Source organism: Mesorhizobium sp. 131-3-5, from assembly GCF_016756575.1.
Classification (GTDB): domain Bacteria; phylum Pseudomonadota; class Alphaproteobacteria; order Rhizobiales; family Rhizobiaceae; genus Mesorhizobium; species Mesorhizobium jarvisii.
Genome location: NZ_AP023254.1, coordinates 1,562,135 through 1,581,018, shown reverse-complemented (window position 1 = coordinate 1,581,018; position 18,884 = coordinate 1,562,135). Strand labels below are relative to the sequence as shown.

20 protein-coding genes are annotated in these 18,884 nt (G+C 63.5%); 8 read left to right on the top strand and 12 right to left on the bottom strand.

The annotated features are described in order from the left end of the window. Window position 1: 1 nt before the first annotated feature. Window positions 2-676, top strand: coding sequence for a spermidine synthase (locus JG747_RS07775; RefSeq protein WP_019861447.1), 675 nt, complete (start codon window positions 2-4; stop codon window positions 674-676). Between the two features lie 22 nt (window positions 677-698). On the opposite strand, the gene JG747_RS07770 is transcribed toward JG747_RS07775, so the two are convergent. From JG747_RS07770 to JG747_RS07745, 6 genes are all read right to left on the bottom strand, one after another. Further along, entirely contained in the window at window positions 699-1,187 is a 489-nt protein-coding gene (locus JG747_RS07770; protein WP_019861448.1) for an SRPBCC family protein, read from the bottom strand. After that, the gene (locus JG747_RS07765; RefSeq protein ID WP_019861449.1) at window positions 1,184-1,552 is read right to left on the bottom strand and encodes an ArsR/SmtB family transcription factor; all 369 of its coding nucleotides are present in this window, start codon (window positions 1,550-1,552) and stop codon (window positions 1,184-1,186) included. Before JG747_RS07765 ends, JG747_RS07770 begins: the two co-directional genes overlap by 4 nt. 278 nt (window positions 1,553-1,830) lie before the next feature. Continuing rightward, window positions 1,831-2,859, bottom strand: a complete 1,029-nt coding sequence (locus tag JG747_RS07760) for an esterase-like activity of phytase family protein (RefSeq protein WP_202361508.1) — start codon at window positions 2,857-2,859, stop codon at window positions 1,831-1,833. Continuing rightward, window positions 2,856-4,754: a cobaltochelatase subunit CobT gene (gene cobT / locus JG747_RS07755; RefSeq protein WP_019861452.1), complete on the bottom strand. Its 1,899-nt coding sequence runs from the start codon at window positions 4,752-4,754 to the stop codon at window positions 2,856-2,858. The genes JG747_RS07760 and cobT overlap by 4 nt, the downstream gene beginning before the upstream one ends. A gap of 11 nt (window positions 4,755-4,765) precedes the next feature. Continuing rightward, window positions 4,766-5,752 carry a cobaltochelatase subunit CobS gene (gene cobS, locus JG747_RS07750; RefSeq protein WP_027047444.1) on the bottom strand — a complete coding sequence of 329 codons (987 nt, stop codon included), beginning with the start codon at window positions 5,750-5,752 and terminating at the stop codon, window positions 4,766-4,768. 123 nt (window positions 5,753-5,875) lie between these two features. Continuing rightward, on the bottom strand, window positions 5,876-6,505 hold the full coding sequence (locus JG747_RS07745) for a J domain-containing protein (protein WP_019861454.1): 630 nt from the start codon (window positions 6,503-6,505) through the stop codon (window positions 5,876-5,878). A 159-nt stretch (window positions 6,506-6,664) separates the two neighbouring features. On the opposite strand from JG747_RS07745, the gene JG747_RS07740 reads away from it, so the two are divergent. After that, window positions 6,665-6,967, top strand: coding sequence for a BolA family protein (locus tag JG747_RS07740; RefSeq protein ID WP_019861455.1), 303 nt, complete (start codon window positions 6,665-6,667; stop codon window positions 6,965-6,967). Between the two features lie 28 nt (window positions 6,968-6,995). Here the strand turns inward: JG747_RS07740 and JG747_RS07735 are convergent, their stop codons facing one another. Together JG747_RS07735 and JG747_RS07730 are read right to left on the bottom strand one after the other, a co-directional pair. Then, complete coding sequence (locus JG747_RS07735; protein WP_202361507.1) at window positions 6,996-8,549, bottom strand: acetolactate synthase large subunit; 1,554 nt, start codon at window positions 8,547-8,549, stop codon at window positions 6,996-6,998. Window positions 8,550-8,666: 117 nt separating this feature from the next. Further along, window positions 8,667-9,467 carry an alpha/beta hydrolase gene (locus JG747_RS07730; protein WP_202361506.1) on the bottom strand — a complete coding sequence of 267 codons (801 nt, stop codon included), beginning with the start codon at window positions 9,465-9,467 and terminating at the stop codon, window positions 8,667-8,669. Between the two features lie 260 nt (window positions 9,468-9,727). Between JG747_RS07730 and JG747_RS07725 the strand changes: the two genes are divergently transcribed. Beyond that, window positions 9,728-10,786 carry a hypothetical protein gene (locus JG747_RS07725; RefSeq protein ID WP_141700858.1) on the top strand — a complete coding sequence of 353 codons (1,059 nt, stop codon included), beginning with the start codon at window positions 9,728-9,730 and terminating at the stop codon, window positions 10,784-10,786. Between the two features lie 96 nt (window positions 10,787-10,882). Here JG747_RS07725 and JG747_RS07720 read toward each other — a convergent pair whose 3' ends face one another. Genes JG747_RS07720 through JG747_RS07710 form a run of 3 tightly spaced genes read right to left on the bottom strand, consistent with a single transcriptional unit; the run spans window position 10,883 to window position 13,519 of the window. Further along, window positions 10,883-11,773 carry an HlyC/CorC family transporter gene (locus JG747_RS07720; RefSeq protein ID WP_019861460.1) on the bottom strand — a complete coding sequence of 297 codons (891 nt, stop codon included), beginning with the start codon at window positions 11,771-11,773 and terminating at the stop codon, window positions 10,883-10,885. A 1-nt stretch (window position 11,774) separates the two neighbouring features. After that, window positions 11,775-12,911, bottom strand: a complete 1,137-nt coding sequence (aroB, locus tag JG747_RS07715) for a 3-dehydroquinate synthase (protein WP_202361505.1) — start codon at window positions 12,909-12,911, stop codon at window positions 11,775-11,777. Continuing rightward, on the bottom strand, window positions 12,908-13,519 hold the full coding sequence (locus JG747_RS07710) for a shikimate kinase (RefSeq protein WP_027047447.1): 612 nt from the start codon (window positions 13,517-13,519) through the stop codon (window positions 12,908-12,910). The genes aroB and JG747_RS07710 overlap by 4 nt, the downstream gene beginning before the upstream one ends. Window positions 13,520-13,730: 211 nt before the next feature. Between JG747_RS07710 and JG747_RS07705 the strand changes: the two genes are divergently transcribed. The 5 genes from JG747_RS07705 (at window position 13,731) to JG747_RS07685 (ending at window position 17,694) form a co-directional block, all read left to right on the top strand. After that, the gene (locus tag JG747_RS07705; protein ID WP_019861463.1) at window positions 13,731-13,883 is read left to right on the top strand and encodes a hypothetical protein; all 153 of its coding nucleotides are present in this window, start codon (window positions 13,731-13,733) and stop codon (window positions 13,881-13,883) included. Between the two features lie 25 nt (window positions 13,884-13,908). Further along, the gene (locus JG747_RS07700) at window positions 13,909-14,826 is read left to right on the top strand and encodes a site-specific tyrosine recombinase XerD (protein ID WP_038649972.1); all 918 of its coding nucleotides are present in this window, start codon (window positions 13,909-13,911) and stop codon (window positions 14,824-14,826) included. 98 nt (window positions 14,827-14,924) lie between these two features. Then, on the top strand, window positions 14,925-15,875 hold the full coding sequence (locus tag JG747_RS07695; protein WP_019861465.1) for an acetyl-CoA carboxylase carboxyltransferase subunit alpha: 951 nt from the start codon (window positions 14,925-14,927) through the stop codon (window positions 15,873-15,875). Window positions 15,876-16,114: 239 nt separating this feature from the next. Next, window positions 16,115-17,446, top strand: coding sequence for a L,D-transpeptidase family protein (locus JG747_RS07690; RefSeq protein ID WP_038649974.1), 1,332 nt, complete (start codon window positions 16,115-16,117; stop codon window positions 17,444-17,446). Window positions 17,447-17,454: 8 nt separating this feature from the next. Then, window positions 17,455-17,694, top strand: coding sequence for a sulfurtransferase TusA family protein (locus tag JG747_RS07685; protein ID WP_019861468.1), 240 nt, complete (start codon window positions 17,455-17,457; stop codon window positions 17,692-17,694). Between the two features lie 16 nt (window positions 17,695-17,710). On the opposite strand, the gene JG747_RS07680 is transcribed toward JG747_RS07685, so the two are convergent. Beyond that, window positions 17,711-18,838, bottom strand: coding sequence for a CobW family GTP-binding protein (locus JG747_RS07680; RefSeq protein WP_202361504.1), 1,128 nt, complete (start codon window positions 18,836-18,838; stop codon window positions 17,711-17,713). Window positions 18,839-18,884: the final 46 nt, after the last annotated feature.

Sequence of the window (18,884 nt, the reverse complement as noted above, 5' to 3'; positions counted from 1 at the left end):
CATGATCCCCTGGGTCCATCTCGATTCGGCAAAGACCGGGGATGGCGCCCAGGAACTTCGCCTCAAGCGGCGCGGCAGCGAATTCTCGATCATGCTCGGCACCAACGAGCTGATGAACAGCCGCCTCAGCGGCTCCGAGCAAGCGCTGGCGAAACTGTCCTGCCAAAGGATTGCGGGCCATCGCCAGCCGAGGATCCTGATCGGCGGCCTCGGCATGGGATTCACGCTGCGCGCCGCTCTGGCCGAACTCGGCAAGGATGCCGGCATCGTTGTTGCGGAACTGGTGCCGGCGGTCGTCGCCTGGGCACGCGGCCCGATGGCGGAGGTGTTTGGCGGCTGTCTCGACGACCCCCGCGTCGCCATCCAGGAGACCGATGTCGGGCAATTGATCCGGTCTGGGTCCGCGGCCTGGGACGCCATCCTGCTCGACGTCGACAACGGCCCCGAAGGCATCGTCCACAAGGGCAATGACGCTCTCTACAGCCTCGCGGGCCTCGGCGCCGCACGCACCGCCCTTAAGCCGGGCGGCGTGCTGGCGGTGTGGTCGCAAGGGCCGGACAGCGGCTTCACGCGGCGGCTGAAACAGGCGGGCTTCGCCGTCGAGGAGGTCAACACGCGCGCCAACGGCAAGCGCGGCGCGCGCCATGTCATCTGGATCGCCACCAACGGCGTCTGACCGAAGCCGTCGTCGGGCAGTGTTAGGCTTTTGACCTCTGGAGTTCCGCGGCAAGCGCCTCCAGCAGCCCGCGCGTCCCCTCCTCCCGCCCTTTGGCGGAATCGACACCATCGAAGAAGGCGCCCTGCTCGGTATAGGTCAGCCTTGTGCCATCACCCGATTGTGTCAGCTCAACCGTGGTCAGCGATGCCGACATTGGCTGCGGCCCGATTGCCATCCGGTAGGAAAACACGATGCGCTGATCGGGAACGATGTCCTGGAACTGCGCGTCGAGCCTGATCTCCGGGCCGCCGCCATAGCTGAAGCGTGAAACCTCGCCACCGCCGACACGGAAATCGAAGCTGAATTCGGCGACGGCAAAACCATCGCCGTCGACCCGCCAACGCCGCACCGTCGCCTTATCGGCGAAGGCATGGAAGACGCGATCTGGCGATTGCGGGTACGTGCGCTCGATGGTGAATGTGGAATGGATGACGGAATGCTCGTCTTTCACAGGGGCGATCTGGTTCATGTCTGCTCGTCCTTTTCCTGATCTTGAACTTTCGGGGATGGTTGGTCAGTCTCGGCCAGAATCTCACCAAGTCGGTCGAGGTGGCGTTCCGCCGGTATGCGGCGTTCGGTGATCCAGTCGGCGAGCGGAGCGAGCCCGCCCGGTTCGATCCGGCAGGTTCGCACCCGCCCGATCTTTTCGCTGCGGATCAGCCCGCAGGCCTCCAGCACCTGCAGATGCTGCAAGACGGCGGCGAAGGTCATGCCGAAAGGCTCCGCCAGTTGGCTGACGGTGGCCGGTCCGCGGCTCAACCGTTCCAGGATCTGGCGACGCGTTGGCTCGACAAGAGCGCGGAGGATGCTGTCGATCTCGGAATAGTTAAGCATGGACTTGAGTATTGTGGCGGAGGCGACAATTGTCAAGTCTTGACTAAAGTATTTTGGCGAACGTAGATCGAGGGATGGGTCGACCCACACTCCGTCGCTGCTTCGCAGCGCCACCTCTCCCCCGATCGACGGGGTAGAGGAGAGGCGCGAGCGTGCACAGGCTGGCTCCCCACCTCTCCCTCCAGAGGAGGGAGAGGTGGCTCGGCGAAGCCGAGACGGAGTGGGGGAGGCGCCCGACCAGATCGAACCCGCCGTTGGGTTCGCGGCTGAAGCGTCACTCAATCCTGGTGCAGGACGAATTCCAAATAGAGGTTGCGCTGCAGGATCGAGTGGTTGTCGTCGGAGATCAGCGACACCATCACCGCGCCGTCGTCGCGCGTCCAGACGTCGAGCCCTTCCATATTGTCGATCTGGTAGCCCATGTCGGCGTCCAGCAGCACCGGCCCGTCGGCGACGGCGCCCTTCTCGACACTCTCGCCGTAGATGCGCCGCAGCCGCATCTTGAGCCCGCCCGCCATGGTGAAACTGCGCTCCAGCAGCAAAAGGTCGCCGTCCGGCAGGAAGGCGCCGTCGGTGATGTCGAAATCGCCGTTACGCTTGACGGTGAAGACGCCCTTGTGCGGCCCTTCGATGATGGCGGCATAGATGTTGCCTGATTTGTCGAGGCTTTTCTCCGACACCACGACCAGACCGCCCTGATGCTGGCCGTTGGCATTGGCATGGGTGACGGTCTCGAAGCCGCGATTCTGGCGCAGCTCGCGCGCCGGCACCAGGAAATCCAGCTGCCGGTACGGCGCCTTCATATTCTCCGGGTCGATCCTGAACTGGGCAACGCGGTGATTGCGTTCGAAACCGACCGTGGCGATGCCATCCTTGACCGCGAGTCCTTCGGCATCGACCTCCCATTTCTCGTCGATCGGCTGGCCGCTCTGGTCGACCATCTGCTGCATGCGGAAGTTCTGGATGCCCACCGGCCGCCTGTCGGCGTCGCGGGCCACCGTGCCGAAGAACCAGTAGCCGGTGTCGGCCACGCCGATGAAATCGCTGCCCGCTTTCAGAAAGCGGAAGGCCGACAGCGCGCCGAAATCGCGCGATTTCGAGGTCATTTCCAGCCCGCCGACGAATTCGAGCGAACCGAACTGCGTGTCGGTCCGGCCAATGCGGAATTCGGTGATCGGGCGGGACGAAACCTCGATGGGATAAACCGGCGCCGAGCCGGCCGAACGAGCTGGCGCGGACGCCACGCCGGCGTACAGGGCGATGGCGGCGAAGAGCGTTTGCCGAACCCCCCCGCGCGAAAAGATCATCCGGCGCGCCGCATGCCGCCGCGCCGCGTGTCGCGTGCGCTTTCCTCGGCAAACAGCGAGGCCAGTTGCTCGGTCATGGCGCCGGCCAGTTCCTCGGCATCGACGATGGTGACGGCGCGCCTGTAATAGCGCGTGACGTCATGGCCGATGCCGATGGCCAGCAGTTCCACCGGCGAGCGAGTCTCGATCAGCTCGATGACGGCGCGCAAATGGCGTTCGAGATAATTGCCCGGATTGACCGAAAGCGTTGAATCGTCGACCGGCGCGCCATCCGAAATCATCATCAGGATCTTGCGCTGTTCGGGCCGGGCGATCAGGCGGTTGTGCGCCCACAGCAGCGCCTCGCCGTCGATGTTCTCCTTGAGCAGGCCTTCGCGCATCATCAGGCCGAGATTGCGCCGTGCCCGCCGCCACGGGTGGTCGGCGGATTTGTAGATGATGTGGCGCAAATCGTTGAGCCGGCCGGGGCTCGGCGGCTTGCCGTCCTTCAGCCATTTTTCGCGCGCTTGCCCGCCTTTCCAGGCCCGCGTGGTGAAGCCGAGGATCTCGACCGAGACGCCGCAGCGCTCCAGCGTGCGTGCGAGGATGTCGGCGCAGGTGGCGGCGACCGTGATCGGCCGGCCGCGCATCGAGCCCGAATTGTCGAGCACCAGCGTCACCACCGTGTCGCGGAATTTGGTGTCGCGTTCCTGCTTGAAGGACAGCGGCTGCATCGGGTCAATGACGACGCGCACCAGCCGCGCCGGGTCGAGGTAACCCTCTTCCAGGTCGAAATCCCAGGACCGGTTCTGCTGCGCCATCAGCCGGCGCTGCAGCCGGTTGGCCAATCGCCCGACCACGCCCGACAGATTGGCCAGTTGCTTGTCGAGGAAGGCGCGCAGCCGGTCGAGTTCTTCCTCCTCGCACAGCTCTTCGGCACCGACCGTCTCGTCGAAAGCAGTGGTGAAGACCTTGTAGTCGATTTCCTTCGGCAGATTGGTGAAGGGATTGTCGTTGCGGCGAGCCTCGCCGGGCGTCTCGGCATCGGCGTCGTCGTCATCGGACAGATCGTCGGCGGTGGCGTCGGACGCCTCCGTTTCGGACGACTGCTCGTCATCGGCCGAAGCCTCGGCGTCCTCGGACTGCGACTGCTCGGAGCCGGAATCCTCTTCCCCGCCCTCCTCGCTCTGCTCCTCGCCTTGCGGCTGGTTGTCGTCATTGTCCTCGGAATCTTCCGTCTCCTGGTCGTCGCCGAGTTCCTCGGCCATCTCCATGGAGGCGAGCATTTCGCGCACGACGCGGGCAAAGGCCTGCTGGTCGTCAAGCTTGGCCGACAGGCCGTCGAGATCGGCCTTGGCCTTTTCCTCGACCCAGGGCCGCCAGAGCTCGACCAGCCGCTCGCCGCTCTTGGGGACCGCCCGGCCGGTCAGCTTCTCGCGCACCATCAGCGCCAGCGCTTCCTCGATCGGCGCGTCGGCCTTGTCCTTGACGTCGACAAGATTGGCCTTGGCGTATTTGTCCTCCAGCATCGAGCCGATATTGTCGGCGACGCCCTGCATGGCGCGGCTACCGATCGCCTCGACGCGGGCCTGCTCGACCGCGTCATAGATGGCGCGCGCCGCCTTGCCTTCCGGCGCCAGCTTGGTGTGGATGCGCGCATCATGGCAGGCGCGCTTCAGCGCCATGGAATCGCCGAGGCCGCGAGTAATCGCAATATCGGTCTTGGAGGCCTTCTTCGGCAGTTCGGGCAAGCGCGCCCGGCTGCCGGCGAGCGCCGGCCTGTCCTTGGCGAAGCCGACTTCCATGTCCTTGTCGCCGGCAATGGCGCGCATGCAGACGGTGACGGCGCGCTTGAAGCTGTCGGCTTCAGACCCCGTCTTCGACTTGTTGCGCGTGTTGTCGCCCGGACCCGCCATCGAGGCTCTGCTTAGCCCAGCACCACGTTGGCGGCGCTCTCGGGCAGATCCTCGCCAAAGGCGCGCTGGTAGAATTCGGCCACCACCGAACGCTCCAGCTCGTCGCATTTGTTGAGGAAGGTCAGCCGGAACGCCATGCCGATATTGCCGAAGATCTCGGCATTTTCGGCCCAGGTGATGACGGTACGCGGGCTCATCACGGTCGACAGATCGCCATTGATGAAGGCCGAACGCGTCATGTCGGCGACGCGCACCATCTTGTTGACGATGTCCTTGCCCTTGTTGTCGCGATAGTGCTTGGCCTTGGCCAACACGATGTTCACTTCATTGTCGTGCGGCAGATAGTTCAGCGTGGTGACGATCGACCAGCGGTCCATCTGCGCCTGGTTGATCTGCTGCGTGCCGTGGTAGAGGCCGGTCGTGTCGCCGAGGCCGACCGTGTTGGCGGTCGAGAACAGCCGGAACGCCGGATGCGGACGGATGACCCGGCTCTGGTCGAGCAGCGTCAGCCGGCCCGACGATTCCAGCACGCGCTGGATGACGAACATCACGTCCGGACGGCCGGCATCGTATTCGTCGAAGCAGAGCGCGACATTGTGCTGGTAGGCCCAGGGCAGGATGCCGTCGCGGAATTCGGTGATCTGCAGCCCGTCCTTGACGACGATCGCGTCTTTGCCGACGAGGTCGATACGGCTGACATGGCTGTCGAGATTGACGCGCACGCAGGGCCAATTGAGACGGGCGGCGACCTGTTCGATATGCGTCGACTTGCCGGTGCCGTGATAGCCCGACACCATGACGCGGCGGTTGTAGGCAAAGCCCGCCAGGATCGCCAGCGTCGTTGCCTTGTCGAACAGATAGTCCGGATCGACGTCAGGCACATGTTCCGATGTCACCGAATAGGCCGGCACCACCATCTTGGAGTCGAAGCCGAATTTGTCCTTCACCGACACCGTCGTGTCGGGCAGGTTGGCGATGTCGCGATCGACCTTGTTCATATCTCTCAACGTCTCCACGGGCGAAACGTCCCGTTTCGCCGGCAATCGATTTTGTTCGGGGGCGGTCTTAGAGCCTTTTCCAACCTTATGAAAGTTGGAAAGCGACACAAACCGTAGGGTCGCTCAGCACAGGCCCGCCTGTTTGAGCACGCGATAGGCCTGCAGCACATCGCGGAACCGGTCTTCCGAACCTCTGTCGCCACCATTCGCATCCGGATGGTGACGTTTCACCAGTTCCTTATAGCGCGCCTTGATATCCTTGCCAGTCGCCTTTGTATCAAGGCCAAGCGTTTCCAGCGCCTTGGCCTCAAGCGGCTTGGCCTTGCGCTCGCGCGCCTCGCGCGGATCCTTCGGCCCTTTGAACAGGTCGAACGGGTCGCGCATGCGGTTGTAATAGCCGGCGCGGCCGGAGCGCATCTGCGCCATATCGGGCGACGAACGTGTCGAGGCGCCATTGACGCCCATCTTCCAGGTCGGCCGGTGGCCGGTCATGGCTTCCTTCTGGAAGCGCGCGACCTCGGTGTCCGGCACGCCGGAGAAGTAGTTGAAGCCCTTGTTGTACTCGCGCACATGGTCGAAGCAGAAGCGGAAATACTCACCCTCCTTCATGCGCCCGACCGGCGCGCGATGGGTGCCCGGCTCCTTGCAGCCATCCCACTGGCAGATCGGCGAGTGCGACTTCAGCTCCGCATCCTTTTCAGGGCGGATGCGAATCTTCTCGAAATATTTGGGATACGGCTTCATCTCACCCATTTATGGGGCGTTCGCAAATGCGAAACAAGAATTGACATTTTCGCGATCATCGCCCTAACCGCTGAATCGCGGCATAAAGCGGGCGAATGGCGGATTTAGTTGCGCAATAGCGGCCCCCGGGGCTAGCGCGCCAGCCATATGTGGTGAACGGAGACTGCAATGTCCATACAGGCGACCATGGAAGACAAGCTCAATAAGGCATTTTCGCCGGAGCGGCTGGTCATCATCAACGAGAGCCATCTCCACGCGGGCCACCATCACCACGGCTCGGACCATCATGGCGCTTATGACGGCACCGGCGAGACGCATTTTCGCGTCCGCGTCGTGTCGTCCGCCTTTGCCGGCATGAGCCGCATCGACCGCCACCGCGCCGTCAACGAACTGCTTGCCGACGAACTGAAGGCCGGCGTCCATGCTCTGGCGATCGAACCGGCGGCGCCCGGCGAAAAGACCCGCTGGTAGATCAGTCCGCCGTGGCCCTCCGGCGCGGTCAGATCACCGCTTCGATCAGGAACGGCCCGCGCCGAGACAGGGCACTGTCCAGCAGCGCGTCGAAGCGCTCGCAGGTGTCGGCGCGCGCCGCCTCCACGCCCATGCCCTTGGCCAGCGACACCCAGTCCAGCGCGGGATGGTCGAGGTCGAGCATGCGCCTGGCGTTCTCGCCGATCGCGTTGACGCCGACATTCTTCATCTCGCCATGCAGGATCGCGTAGGTGCGGTTGGAAAACACGATCGTCACCACGTCGAGATTTTCCCGCGCCTGCGTCCACAGGCCCTGCACCGTGTACATGCCGCTGCCATCGGCCTCCAGATTGATTACCTTGCGGTCTGGACAGGCGATGGCCGCTCCAGTCGCCATCGGGATGCCGCCGCCGATCGATCCGCCCGTGCCCATCATGTAGTCGTGCGGCGCGGCAAAGGCCGACAGCGCGAAGAAGCGCCTGGCCGAGGTGACCGCCTCGTCGCAGACGATCGCATTGTCCGGCAGCTTGCGCGCCACCGACAGCGCGATGGCATCTTCCGTCAGCGCGCCGCTCGGCGCAGCCTCATCGGGAAAATCGGTTGCGAAGTCAACCTGTTGCGATGGTTTGACGCCGAGTTCGTCGCGAAGTGCTTCCAGCGCCGCATGCAGATCATCGCCATGAGCAGCAAGCGTCCGCACCTGGCAGTCGTCGCGCACCAGCCGTCCCGGTTTTCCCGGATAGGCGAAGAAGGCAACCGGCTCCTTGCCGCCGACCAGCACCAGTACGTCGATATCCGCCAGCAGCGCCGTCGCCGCATCGATCGGATAGGGGATGCGCGTCGGCGCGACGCGCCCGCGCCCGCGTTGCATGCGCGCGATCAGGACCTCGCTGAACAGGCGCACATCGCAGGCCGTCGAGATCTGGCCGGCGATCTCGAGCGCATCGGCGCGCGCCGCTCGCCCGCGAACGATCATCCCGACACGGCCCGGAGCCGCACGGATCGCCTCGGCGGTCGCGCGCACAGCGTCCCTATCGACGGCCGGCGGCGGCGAAAGGACGACCTTGCCCGGCGAGGCCGGGGCAGCATCGCCCCAGGCCGCATCAGCCGGCAGGATCAGCGTGGTGACGCCCGGCGGGGTCAGCGAGGCGCGGAAGGCCGCCTCCGTGGCCGGCTGGACATCGGCCGGCCCGGCGATGCGGCGAACCCAGTTGGACATCGGCGCCGCAAGGCCTTCGATGTCGCTGGTGAGCGGCGCGTCGAGCGGCAGATGATAAGAGGCGTGGTCGCCGACGATGTTGATCATCGGGCTGAACGCACGCCGGGCGTTGTGCATGTTGGCCAGTCCATTGGCCAGGCCCGGACCGGTATGCAGCAAAGTCGCGGCCGGGCGGTCGGTCATGCGCGCATAGCCGTCGGCCGCACCCGTCACCACGCCTTCGAACAGACCGAGCACGCAGCGCATCTCGGGCTTGCGGTCGAGCGCGGCAACGAAATGCATTTCGGAGGTGCCGGGATTGGCGAAGCAGACCGTCACATCATTGGCCAGCAGCACGTCGCACAGGGCATCGGCGCCATTCATGCAATTTTTCTCCAGGTCATGAGAACCAATTGCACCTAGGGATGTCCGCACGGCAATATCCCGCCGCCGCTTTTGGCATGATCCAGCTGCAGTAGTGGCGAGCGAACTGGACCGCGATCAGCCGACGGTCGATTTCAGAAACGTCAGCGCGGCAGCGGTCAACGCGTCGCCACCCCTGCCGAAATCGCGGTTGATCGACATATGCGTATAGGCGCTGCCGTCGAACAGCGTGACCTCGGTGCCCGTGGCGCGCAAGCGCTCGGCGAAGGCTTTCGACTCCTCGCCACGGCCCGACGCCCCCGAGTATGCGATGAAGGTCGGCGGATGCTTGCGGCCATCGACATAGCTGGCGGGCGAAAGTGCCGCCCACTGCGAAGGGTCGGAAAAGACCCGCGCATAGGCCCGCTCCATGCCGCCGTTCTTCTCGAGCGCTGCAAGATCATAGGCCCTGGTATCGTCGAGCAGAAGACCGGCGACACCGGGCAGCCCGCCGCGCATGCCGGTCAGCGCGATCAGATGGCAACCGGCCGAATGGCCCATGCCGACAATGCGCTTGGGGTCGCCGCCATGCCCGGCGACGTTGGCCATGACATAGGCATAGGCCTTTTCCACGTCATTGGCCTGGGTGGCGACATCGGCCTCGGGCAACATGCGATAGTCGATCGAGACGAAGCAGAAGCCGTTGGCGAGCAGGAAGGCCGGCTTGGCGCCCACCTGGCTGCGCTTGCCGAACTCCCAAGCCCCGCCATGGACGAAGAAGACCACGGGCAACCCGCTTGCGCCATCGGGCGCATAGATGTCGAGCTTGGCCGGTCCGTAGTCGAAGGTTTTGGGAGATGGTGAGGATTGGCGCGCAAACGTCGTGGCCGGCACAAAAGCCGCCATCGAAGCCAGAAGCAGGGTTCGCCGATCGACCATCATCTTCTCCTGACCGCCCGGCGCAAAATGCACAGGGACGCCGCGAAGTTCCAGTGAAAGATCGGTAACGTGCCGGGACGTTCCCTGGTGTTGAGGTTAAGGTCCAGCCGAGGTGCCGTCATCCTGCATTGATAAATCGATTGTGATACGGGCCGGATTTACAGATCGTTGTGGATATGAATCGATAGGGACTGTAAGTCCGACGACTTGCCTGCCCACAAAGTCCAAGGCGCGCCGGCAAGAAAGCTCCAAAGCTATAAATGACAACGACGATCGTCCATGCTGGCTTTCACAAGACCGGAACCACATCGATCCAGGAGTTCCTGGCAGCTCGTCGCGAGTGGCTGGCGGCACAGAACGTCTTCTATGAACCCGATGGCACAGGGAGCCTGACTGGGCATCACCGGCTGGCGTGCTGGCTCAGCACGCATCGTATATCTCCCGGCCCAAACGACCTTTTTACCCCCGAGCGCGAACGTTATTCGAGCATGCTCCAAGCTCGTTCCCTAAAGGCAGAGAATTTCAGTTATCCATTTTCAACCACAAACCCCATCCGTCTGATTTCTTCTGAGATCTTCAATACTTTCGACCTGGCCGAACTTATCAAGATGAAATCCTTTCTTGGCTCGATCGACCGATTCATACTCTACGTCCGCAACGGCATCGGTTTTATATATTCCTGTTGGGCGTCGAAAGTTCGCTGGGGGCATATCGGCTCGTTCGACGCGTTTCTCAAAGAAACTCTGGGCTTCGCACCGAACACACCGCTGAGCGGCGCCCTTCAGTTTGTCGATGTCCTCAGCAATCTGTTCGGGCCAGAGCGCATCTCGATTCGAAATTTCAATACCGCTCTGCAACACAAGCGTGGAATTGTCGGTGACTTTGTTGAAGGTGAATTGGGTCTGGCGGCACCAGCCAAAGTGGACAAAGAGCGCATATCGAACAGGACGATCTCCTGGATTGCAACGGAGGTGCAAAGAGCGCTGAACCTGTGGAACAAGGACAAGGGCTTTGATGCCGCCGCTGCAGCGCGCGGCAGACTCAACGAGGCGCTCCACAGCCCCGACGGAGAAGCCCTCATGGATGAATTCAGGCAAAAGCTCGAAACGAGAACGAAACTGATCACCATAAGGGACATGCATCCGACCAAGATTGGAATGGACGGCATCGCCTTTCGCGGCAGTGCATCGTTTCGCGGCGCTTGCGAATGGCACTTTCCTTTCGACGAGCCCGCATCATTTGTGCCGACGCACCATCTCGTCGAGGTGCTGGCCGCTCTGCCGGGATTCAAACGCCTGGCGCAAACCGACCCGCTCTAATGCATATCGCCCAAAAGCGGCCTCGGTGAGGGGCAACGACATGCCCAAAACAAGGACCTAAAGTCCGTCGCAGGAATGCGTTCAAAACGCGACGCTTTAGGCGTCGCCCGCCGGCCTGATCCTCAACCTGGCAATGCGGTTCTTGTCCCGCTTCATGACGATGAAGCGCTTGCCGTGGAAGGTGAAAGCCTGCTTCTCCTCGGGGATTGACTGCGCCTCGTGGATGACGAGGCCGGCAATCGTCGTCGCTTCCTCGTCCGGCAGGTTCCAGTCGAGCGCCCGGTTCAGGTCGCGGATCGGTACATTGCCGTCGACGACGACGGAGCCGTCGGCCTCCTGCTTGACGCCCTGGATGTCGACATCGTGCTCGTCGGCGATCTCGCCGACGATCTCCTCGATGATGTCCTCCAGCGTCACCAGCCCTTCGACCTCGCCATATTCGTCGACGACGACGGCGAAATGCGCCTTACGGCGCAGGAAGGCGTTGAGCTGTTCCTGCAAGGTCGTGGTGTCGGGCACGAACCAGGGTTTTGAGGCGATCTTCATCACGTCGATCTTGGAAAAGTCGTTACCGACTTCGTTCAGTGCGCGCAGCAGATCCTTGGCATGCAGCACGCCGACAATGTTGTCGAGCGAGCCCTTCCACAGCGGCATGCGGGTGTGCGGGCTCTGCAGGATCTCGCGCACCACCGCTTCCGGTGCATTATCGGCATTGACCGAGCGCATATTGGTGCGGTGGACCATGATATCGGAGACTTCGAGCTCTTCGAGATCGAACAGGCCGCCGATGCGGTCGCGGTCCTCGCGCACCACCTGGCCGTCGCGGCGGAAATCGTCGACCGCGCCGCGCAGCTCGTCCTGGCTCGAGCGTTGCGGCTCGATGCGCGACAGCTCATAGCCGAACATGGCAAGCAGGCGCGTGCGCACGGCAACGACCAGCAGGATGAGGATGGCAAGAACGGCGACGACGATCCAGCCATTATCCATTTCAGCCGGCTTTCCGGCTGGCTGGATGGTTTTCCCTTAGGAACGACAGCACTTCGGAAGCCGGAACGTCCTTGGCGATAAAAGCCTGGCCGATCCCGCGCGTCAGGATGAAGGTCAGCGCGCCGCGCGACACCTTCTTGTCCTGGGTGATGAAGGAAAGCAGTGCCTCGGCATCCGGCAATTCGCCCGGAATATCGGACATCCGCCACGGCAGGCCGACGGCGCGCAGATGCGTTTCGACGCGTGCCGCGTCGTCGGGGCTTGCCAGATTGAGCCGCGAGGAGAAGCGATGCGCCAGCGCCATGCCGATCGCGACCCCCTCGCCATGGACGAGCCGGGCACCGTCATACTGCGTGGCCGCTTCGAGTGCGTGGCCGAATGTGTGGCCGAGATTGAGGAGTGCCCGGTCGCCGGTCTCGAACTCGTCGCGCGCGACGACATCAGCCTTGGCGCGACAGGCTTCGGCAATCGCCTGCGCCCGCTCCGGCCCGCCGGCGAACACCTTCTGCCAGTTCACTTCCAGCCAGGCGAAAAGTTCCGGCCGGTCGATCAGCCCGTATTTGGCGAGTTCGGCGTAGCCAGCGCGGAATTCGCGGATCGGCAGCGTGTCGAGCACTCCGGTGTCGGCCAGCACCAGCCTGGGCTGCAGGAAGATGCCGACAAGGTTCTTGCCGCGCGGGCTGTTGATGCCGGTCTTGCCGCCGACCGAGGAATCGACCTGCGCCAGCAGCGAGGTCGGGACCTGCACAAAATTCATGCCGCGCCGCACGATGCCGGCGGCAAAACCGGTGAGATCGCCGATGACGCCGCCGCCCAGCGCGACGACGACGTCGCCACGCTCCAGCCTTGCGGCCAGAATCCCATCAACCACCTCTTCGAGATGGGCAAAGCTCTTGGTCTTCTCGCCCGGCGGCATCGTGATGACGGTGGGCTGGATGCCACCCTTCTCGAGCCCTGCCTTCAGCGTATCGAGATGCGCGGCGGCGACATTCTCGTCGGTAACGACAGCCGCGCGCGTACCCGGTAGCCGGCGTGAAATCTCCTCGCCGGCGCGCGACAAAAGGCCGGAGCCGATCAATATGTCGTAGGCCCGGTCGCCAAGGCCGACTTCGACGGTGACTGGCTGGTCCACGCTCACGATTCGATCTCGCCCGTCGCTGCAATTTCATCGATGCCGAAATGCCGGCACAGCGCGTCCAGCACCTCGGCGGCGATAACCTCCTTGCGGTCGTCGCGGGTCGGCACGGTGACATCTGATGTCGCGTAGACCGGATAGCGCTCGCCCATCAGCCGCTCCAGCACGGCGCGGGGATCGGCGCTTTTCAACAGCGGCCGGTTCTGCTTCTTCGAAACCCGGTCCATCAGAAGATCGAGTTCCGCCTTTAGCCACACCGAGACGCCATGCGCGGCGATGGCTTCGCGCGTCTGCGCGTTCATGAAGGCGCCGCCGCCGGTCGAAAGCACCTGCGGGCCATTTTCAAGCACGCGCAGGATGACACGCTGCTCCAGGGCCCTGAACTCGGTCTCCCCATAGCGCTCGAACAGCTCCGGCACGGTCATGCGCGAGACGCTTTCGATCTCCTGGTCGCTGTCGATGAAGGGCAGCGAAAGCATCGTCGCCACCTTGCGGCCGATCGCCGTCTTGCCGGCGCCCATCAGGCCGACAAACACGATGGACCGGCTGCCCAGCCGGCCAAGCAGCGCGGCGAGGCTCTCGCCTGGAGGATTTGCCTGGTGCGCGTTCATCAGCTGTTTCTTGGGCCCTCTTTGCCGGCGTATCGACATGAAAAGCCGGTTTGCGTCAAGCGTGCCGAGCACAGGCAAGCCTATATCGGGCGGAGGATGCCTGCATCAGAAGTTGCTGACAGGCCTCCGCTTCTTCCTTGAATTGGCCGGATAGGCGTCCCATAAGGGCACAGGGTTTGGAAACGCAGAACAAGAAGACGGGCGAAAATTGATGCCGACACTGTTTCGCTTTGTCGTGATCCTCGCGATTCTGGCCGGCATTGCCTATGGTACGATGTTCGCGTTGGTGATGTTCGTCGAGCCCAAAAAAGCCGAGATGAGCGTGCGCATCCCGCCGGAAAAGCTGAATCCCAAGAAAAACTGACCCCGAAGAAAACTGATCCCCGAGGATGAACAGCGCCGCCCGCATCGAGGCCTTCCTGGAAATGATGAGCGCCGAGCGCGGCGCCGCCGAAAACACGCTGTCCTCCTACCGACGTGACCTCGAAGACGCTTCGAGCGGGATCGATGGCGGGCTTGCCGGTGCAGCCGCCGCCGATATCCGTGCCTATCTCGACGACATCGCAGCTCGCGGCTTCGCGCCGACCTCGCAGGCGCGCAAACTGTCGGCGATCCGCCAGTTCTTCAAATTCCTCTACGCCGAGGGCCTGCGCACCGATGACCCGACCGGCACACTGGACAGCCCGAAAAAAGGCCGTCCGCTGCCCAAGACGATGAGCGAGGCCGAAACCGGCCGGCTGATCGACCGCGCCGCGGTGGAAGCCGGCGACGCCGGGCTCGGCTACAGTGACAGGCTGGCCGCGCTACGCCTGCACGCGTTGGTCGAGGTGCTCTACGCCACCGGCCTGCGCGTTTCCGAGCTGGTCGGCCTGCCTGTGACGGTTGCGCAGCGCGACGACCGTTTCTTTATGGTACGCGGCAAGGGTGACAAGGAACGCATGGTGCCGCTCTCGGCCAAGGCGCGGGTGGCGATGCGCGCCTGGCTTGCCGCCCGGGCCGGAGTGCCCGCTTTCGCCGACAGCCCGTTCCTGTTTCCGGCGGCGTCCGACAGCGGCTATCTCTCGCGCCAGGTCTTTGCCCGCGACCTGAAAGGGCTGGCGGCGCGGGCCGGCATCGCCTCGGCCAAGATATCGCCGCATGTGCTGCGCCATGCTTTCGCCAGCCATCTCCTGCAGAACGGCGCCGATCTCAGGGCGGTGCAGCAGTTGCTCGGCCATGCCGACATATCGACGACACAGATTTACACCCATGTGCTGGAGGAGCGGCTGGTGCGGCTGGTCAACGATCATCATCCGCTTGCCGACTAGGCCTCATATCGCTATGTGAGGACGACATTTCACCGCCGGGAGCCTTGGTTTCAAGGGTTCCGCAGTCCTTGCCTTCCGACGTATCGGTCCGCCCAAGCATGTATAATTATCTCGATTTCGAAAAGCCGGTGCAGGATCTCGAGCTCAAGATCCTCGAGCTCAAGAAGCTTGCCGAGAATGGCGAAGCGGTCGATGTCGCCGATGAGATCACCCGGCTGGAGAAGCGTTCGCGCGACGCGCTGCGCGATCTCTACAAGGCGCTGACGCCCTGGCAGAAGGTGCAGGTTGCCCGCCATTCCGACAGGCCGCACTGCGTCGACTACATCAAGGGCCTGTTCAGCGACTTCACGCCGCTCGCCGGCGACCGCAATTTCGGCGAGGACCAGGCGATCGTCGGCGGTTTTGCCCGTTTCCGCGGCGAACCTGTCGCGATCATCGGCCAGGAAAAGGGCTCGGACACGACCAGCCGCCTGAGGCACAATTTTGGTTCGGTGCGTCCGGAAGGATACCGCAAGGCGGTGCGGCTGATGGAACTGGCCGACCGCTTCAAGATCCCGCTGTTGACGCTGGTCGACACAGCAGGCGCCTATCCCGGCGTCGGCGCCGAGGAGCGTGGCCAGGCCGAAGCCATCGCCCGCTCGACCTCGGCCTGCCTTGCACTAAAAGTGCCGTCGATCTCGGTGGTCATCGGCGAAGGCGGTTCGGGCGGCGCCATCGCGATCGCCACCGCCAACCGCGTCTACATGCTCGAACACGCCATTTATTCGGTGATTTCGCCGGAAGGGGCGGCCTCGATCCTGTGGCGCGACACCACGCGCTCCAAGGACGCGGCGACCAACATGAAGATCACCGCGCAGGATCTTCTGGAACTGAAGATCATCGACGCCATCATCCCCGAGCCGATGGGCGGCGCCCAGCGCGCGCCCGAAACGGTGATTGCCGCGACCGGCGACCTCATTGCCAAGACGATGAAGGAATTTGCCGGCGCCAACACCGATTTCCGCGAACAGCGCCGCGAGAAATATCTGGCGATGGGCCGCAGTCTCTGACGGCATCTGCCGGCGGACAAGGCCATCGGAAGCCCCGCGCGCGCGGCAATGTGGCGGCAATGTGCAATTTCGCCACAAAAATGCCGCCGGATCCGGGTCAATGAAATTGCCGTGAGGGGTTGGTCGAAGCTTGCGGTAAGGAATTTTCAAGGTTAACGGGCTTACGGTCCGTCGGTGTTCAGCATACGGGCTCGGCAGTTCGCAGCCATTGGCCCGAGGGAAAAGACATAGCCGTATCCATGTTTGCCAAGCTCGCCCGCACCGGAGTCCTCGCCGCCTCGATAGCCATCGCCGGCTGCAATGATTCGTCGATGAAGGACTTTGCCCCGGAAGCCAACAAGCCGCTGCCGGACAAGATCCTTGCCGACATGAGGGCCAAGGGCATGGTGCGCACCTCCTCGGTGATGGCGCGCATCTTCAAGGAAGAGGGCAAGCTCGAGATCTGGAAAGCCAAGACCAACGGCCGCTACGACATGGTGGCGAGCTACGACATCTGCAAATGGTCGGGCAAGCTCGGCCCCAAATACACCGAAGGCGACCGCCAGGCGCCTGAAGGGTTCTACACGGTCCGCCCGTCGCAGATGAATCCGCGCTCCAACTACCATCTGTCCTTCAACATCGGCTTTCCCAACGCCTATGACCGCGCCAATGGGCGCACCGGCCAAAACCTGATGGTGCATGGCGCCTGTTCGTCCTCGGGCTGCTATTCGATGACCGACGCGCAGATCGAGCAGATCTATGCCTTCGGCCGCGACGCTTTCCAGGGCGGCCAGACCGAGTTCCAGGTCCAGGCCTTCCCATTCCGTATGACCGCCGCCAACATGGCGCGCTACCGCAACGACCCGAACTACGAGTTCTGGAAGATGCTGAAGGTCGGCTACGACAATTTCGAGGTCACCAAGGTGCCGCCGAAGGTCGATGTCTGCGAGAAGCGCTACGTCTTCAACCAGGTCGCCGCCGATGGCCAGACATTCGATCCGACCGGACCATGCCCGGCAACCACGCAGCCGGATTCGCTGAAGAGCGCCTACAACGCTTATCAGAGCACCTATGACGCGGCCTTCAACAGCGCGCTCAAGGCAAGCGTGCCTCCGCCGAAGCCGACCATCGCCGGCATCAAGGAAGCTAGCATCGTCTCCGACTGGTCGAAGCGCCGGGCGCGCGGCGAGCGCGTGCCGATCGATCCGCCTTCGCTCAACAATGACGGCACGGTGAGCGAAACGGCGCGCATGGGCCGCATCGATTCGCCCGCCGGCCGCAAGATGGCGGCACTGGACGCCGAGAAAGCCGCCAAGCAGAAGGCCGAGGAGCAGAGGCTGGCCGCGATAGAGGCCGCCAAGCAGGCCAAGGAGGCCGCAAAGGCGCAGGCGCTGGCCGAAAAGGAAGCGGCCAAGGCGCAAGCCGTGGCGGCAAAGGAAGCGGCAAAGGCCGCCAAGGAAGCCCCGGTCGCCACCGCCACCATAGCCGCCCCGACGGAGGCCGCGCCGGAAGCCGAAACGCAGGCAGCGAGCGCCGATGAAAGCCGGGTGACCAAGCTGAAGAACAAGCTGCTCGGCATGTTCGGCGGCTGAGCCTGGTCTTGGCCGAGGATACCGCTGTCTACGACCTGAAAGGGCTGAACTGCCCGCTTCCCGTGCTCAAGGCGAAGAAACGCCTCGCGGGAATGCAGCCGGGCAGCCGGCTCTGGCTCGAGACCACCGATCCGCTCGCCGTCATCGATATTCCCGCCTTTTGCTCGGATGCCGGCCACCAGCTGATTGAAACAGCGGCGGTATCAGGCGGCCATCGGTTCCTGGTCGAGCGCGGCGAGACCGTCTGAATTTCGATGCAAAACGCTATCTTCCGGCGATCGCCAGCGGATTGTTTTCCAGTGCCGCGCGGTCGGGTGTGTCGATCGACGGCCGGTTGGTGAAGGCGGCGAACAGCCTGCGCACATAGTCTTCCGGCATGTCGAGCGTGATCAGCACCAGCCGCGTGCCGCGCTGGCCGTCCGGCCACGCCGGCAGCCTCGCCGGCGGATGCAGGATCTTCTGCACGCCGTGGATGACCAGCGGACGTGACGGATCTTCGCTGAGTTCGATCACGCCCTTCATGCGCAGCAGCTTCTCGCCATGCGTCGAACGCAACAGGTCGAGGAACATTTCTATCGCTGAAAACGGCACCGGACCGTCATGGACGAGCGAATAGGAGCGCACGCGCGAATCGTGGCTATGGCCATGATCATGACTGTGATCGTGGTCATGCCCGTGGGCATGATCGTCATGGTGATGGTCGTGAGCATGGTCGTGCGCCGCTTCCTCGCCCAGCCAGCGGCGCACATCGGCTGATTTGGTGGCGGGATTGTAGAGGCCGCAATCAAACAGCGCCGCCACGCCGGTTGTTGAATGACCGGCATCAAGCAGTTCGGCGCCCGGATTGATCTGCCGCAGGCGCGCCCGCAGCGTGTCGAGATCGCCGGCATCGGTCACCAGGTCGACCTTGCTCAGCACGATGCGATCGGCGACGGCGACCTGCTTGACCGCCTCGACATGGGCGTCGAGCGTGGCATTGCCATTGACCGCGTCGACCAGCGTGATGACGCCGTCGAGCCGGAAAGCCTGGACGAGCGCCGGATGCGCCATGATCGACTGCAGCACCGGCGCCGGGTCGGCCAGCCCCGTGGTCTCGACGATGACGCGGGCAAGCCGGGCGATACGGCCGGTCTGCAGCCGGTCGACCAAATCGGCCAGCGTGTCGACCAGTTCGCCGCGCACGGTGCAGCACAGGCAGCCGTCGGAAAGCTGGATGATGCCGTCGGAGGCCTGCTCGACCAGCAAATGGTCGATCGCCACCTCGCCATACTCGTTGATGATGACCGCCGTGTCGGCCAGCGCCGGATCCTTCAGCAGCCGGTTGAGCAGCGTCGTCTTGCCGGCGCCGAGGAAGCCGGTCAGCACCGAGACGGGGATCGGTAACCCATTCATCGGAATCTGTCTCTTTGTTTGAGCATGATCTTTTCCGAAAACCGGA